Consider the following 211-nt stretch of genomic DNA (forward strand, 5'->3'; position numbering starts at 1 on the left):
CGTTCAGTTTTCAGAGAACTATTTGGTGGAGCCTAGCGGGATCGAACCGCTGACCTCCTGCGTGCAAGGCAGGCGCTCTCCCAGCTGAGCTAAGGCCCCAAATCAATTATCGGGAAGACAGGATTTGAACCTGCGACCCCCTGGTCCCAAACCAGGTGCTCTACCAAGCTGAGCCACTTCCCGAAAGAAAACGCGCCCGAGAGGACTCGAA

At 56.4% G+C, this 211-nt stretch carries 2 tRNA genes; both read right to left on the reverse strand.

What is annotated here, in order from left to right:
- Nucleotides 1-23: 23 nt before the first annotated feature.
- A tRNA-Ala gene (locus tag COO03_RS22260) sits at nt 24-99 on the reverse strand.
- Between the two features lie 10 nt (nt 100-109).
- A tRNA-Pro gene (locus COO03_RS22265) sits at nt 110-183 on the reverse strand.
- Between the last annotated feature and the right edge of the window lie 28 nt (nt 184-211).

The organism is Bacillus sp. AFS098217 (genome assembly GCF_002551815.1).
In the GTDB taxonomy this organism is placed as follows: Bacteria; Bacillota; Bacilli; order Bacillales; family Bacillaceae_G; genus Bacillus_A.